This window comes from Mesorhizobium sp. M7A.F.Ca.CA.004.12.1.1 (assembly GCF_003997835.1).
Taxonomy (GTDB): Bacteria; Pseudomonadota; Alphaproteobacteria; order Rhizobiales; family Rhizobiaceae; genus Mesorhizobium.
Window position 1 is genome coordinate 1 of the sequence record NZ_RZRK01000839.1, and the last position, 2,616, is coordinate 2,616.

General features: G+C 64.0%; 3 protein-coding genes. 1 reads left to right on the forward strand and 2 read right to left on the reverse strand.

Features of this window, described 5'->3' with window-relative positions:
* A partial coding sequence (locus EN984_RS30490; RefSeq protein WP_127384185.1) for a sodium:proton antiporter occupies nt 1–1,219 on the forward strand: 1,219 nt, incomplete at its 5' end.
* Here the strand turns inward: EN984_RS30490 and EN984_RS30495 are convergent.
* On the reverse strand, nt 1,220–1,939 hold the full coding sequence (locus EN984_RS30495) for an ABC transporter ATP-binding protein (protein WP_127267043.1): 720 nt from the start codon (nt 1,937–1,939) through the stop codon (nt 1,220–1,222).
* Nucleotides 1,936–2,616: ABC transporter ATP-binding protein (locus tag EN984_RS30500; RefSeq protein ID WP_164765756.1), on the reverse strand; the 681-nt coding region annotated here is incomplete at its 5' end. The genes EN984_RS30495 and EN984_RS30500, both read right to left, overlap by 4 nt.

The following is a 2,616-nucleotide window of genomic DNA, read 5'->3' on the forward strand; positions in this document are numbered from 1 at the left end:
CCTTTGGGCCGCACTGGTGATCGTGCCGCTGGCGGCTGCCTTCGGTGTTCCCACAGCGACCGAAGCGGTGCTGCATGCGTTGCTCACGGAATACATGTCGTTCATCATCCTGCTGTTTGCGCTGTTCACCATTTCGGGCGGCATTCTCCTTGCCGGCAACATTCACGGCACGCCGCTGGTGAATGCAGGCCTGCTGCTGGTCGGCGCGCTGCTGGCCTCGGTGATAGGCACGACCGGTGCCTCGATGATCCTGATCCGGCCGATCATCCGCGCCAACGATAACAGGCCGTTCAACGCCCATGTCGTCATCTTCTTCATCTTCCTGGTGTCCAACATCGGCGGCTCGCTGACGCCGCTTGGCGATCCGCCGCTGTTCGTCGGCTTCCTCAGAGGTGTCGACTTCTTCTGGACGACCGCCAATCTCTGGCGCGAGACCCTGTTCGTCGGCGGTGCCGTGCTGGCCGTCTTCCTGGGCATCGACATCATCCTGCATCGGCGCGAGGCTGGCGCGCCGAAGATCAAGGATCCGACGCCGGATACCAAGGTGCGTCTGCGCGGCCTGGCCAACCTTCCGCTGCTGGCGGGCGTGATCGGCGCCATCCTGGTGTCGGCGGCCTGGAAGCCCGGCGTCAGCTTCTCGGTGTTCGGCGTCAGTCTCGAACTGCAGAATCTGGTGCGCGACGCCATCATCCTGGCGCTCGCCCTGCTGTCGCTTCCGCTCTCCTACAAGAGCCACCGGGAGGCGAACGGCTTCAATTGGGGCCCGATAGCAGAGGTGGCAAAATTGTTTGCCGGCATCTTCATCTGCATCGTGCCGGTCATCGCCATCCTAAGGGCAAGCCATGACGGCGCGCTGGCACCGCTGGTGTCGCTTGTCAGTTCACCCTCGGGTACGCCCAACGATCTCGCCTATTTCTGGCTGACAGGGGCATTGTCGTCCTTCCTCGACAATGCGCCGACCTATCTGGTGTTCTTCGAGCTTGCCGGCGGCGACCCCCGGCACCTGATGACGGAGTTCGCTTCGACGCTTGCCGCGATCTCGGCCGGCGCGGTGTTCATGGGCGCCAACACCTATATCGGCAATGCGCCGAACTTCATGGTCTACGCCATCGCCCGCCATCGCGGCGTGAAGATGCCGGGCTTCTTCGGCTACATGCTGTGGTCTGGGCTGGTGCTGATCCCGACATTTTTGGTCGCGGGCTTTCTGTTCTTCGGCTGATCACCCGACGCCGACATAGCGGCGGACCGCCGACGGGTCGGCGCGCAACTCCTCGACGTCGACCGTCTCGCGGTTGCGGCCGTTTTCGATGAAGGCAACGTGGTCGGCGACCGAAAGCACCGCATCGACACGCTGCTCGACCAGGATGGTCGAGACGCCCATGTCGCGCAGCTTCGACACCGTCTCGCGGATCTTGGCGATCATCGACGGCATCAGCCCTTCGGTTGGCTCGTCGAGCAGCAGCACTTGCGGTTCGAGACAGAGCGCGCGCGCCATGGCCAGCATCTGCTGTTCGCCGCCGGACAATGTGCCGGAACGCTGCCGCAGCCGCTGGCGCAGCAGCGGGAACAGGTCGAGGACATTTTCCCGCACGGCCTTGCCCTTGCCGCGCGCCATCAGGCCGATCTCGATGTTTTCCGCCACCGTCATTTCGGCGAACAGCCGTCTTCCCTGCGGCACATAGGCGACGCCGGCCTTGGGCACTTCATGCGCCGGCAGACCAGTCAACTCTTGGCCATCGAGCCTGATCGAGCCGGCGCTTGAGGGAACCAGTCCCATGATGGCTTTCAGCGTCGTCGTCTTGCCGGCGCCATTGCGGCCGAACAGGCACAGCACCTCGCCCTTGTTCAGCACCAGGTCGAGGCCATAGAGCACCTGGACCTCGCCATAGTAGCAGTCCAGTCCAGAGATGGTCAGCGCCTCGGACTTTGCCTCGGTCATGGGGCGGTCCCCAGATAGGCTTCCTGCACCGCCGCGTTCTCGCGGATCGCTTCGGGGGTGCCTTCGGCCAGGATCTTGCCGGCATTGAAGACGGTGATGCGGTCGGCGAGTTGCATGACGACAGGCATGTTGTGCTCGATCAGAAGCACGGTGGCGTTCTTGGCGATCTCGCGCACCAGGGTGATGAAATTGTCGATCTCGCTGTCGGCCAGCCCTTGCGTCGGCTCGTCGAGGATCAGCAGGCGCGGCTTCAGTGCGAGGCCCATCGCCACTTCCAACAGGCGCTGATGGCCGTAGGACAATTGGCCCGCCGGCATGTGGGCACGATCGGCCAGGCCGGTGCGTTCCAGTGCGGTCATGACAGCGGCCTGTATCGCGCTCTTGGAATGACTGCCATGCCGCTGCGTCAGTTGCGCGGGCAGCGCGACGTTGGCGTAAACGGACAGGTTGGCATAGACGCTGGTGAGCTGGAAGGTGTAGGCGATGCCCCTGCGCACCCTGACATAGGCAGGCAGATTGGTGATGTCGGCGCCGTCGAAGACGATCATGCCGGCAGACAGCTGGATGCGGCCGCTGACCAGGCTGACGAAGGTGGTCTTCCCCGCCCCGTTGGGGCCGATCACGGCACGGATCTCGCCCGGCATCAGCGCGAAATCGACATTGTCGACGGCGCGCAG

Coding starts and splice junctions, on each gene's coding strand:
- EN984_RS30495 (WP_127267043.1), bottom strand. CDS start 1,939: ATGACCGAGGCAAAGTCCGAGGCGCTGACCATCTCTGGACTGGACTGC.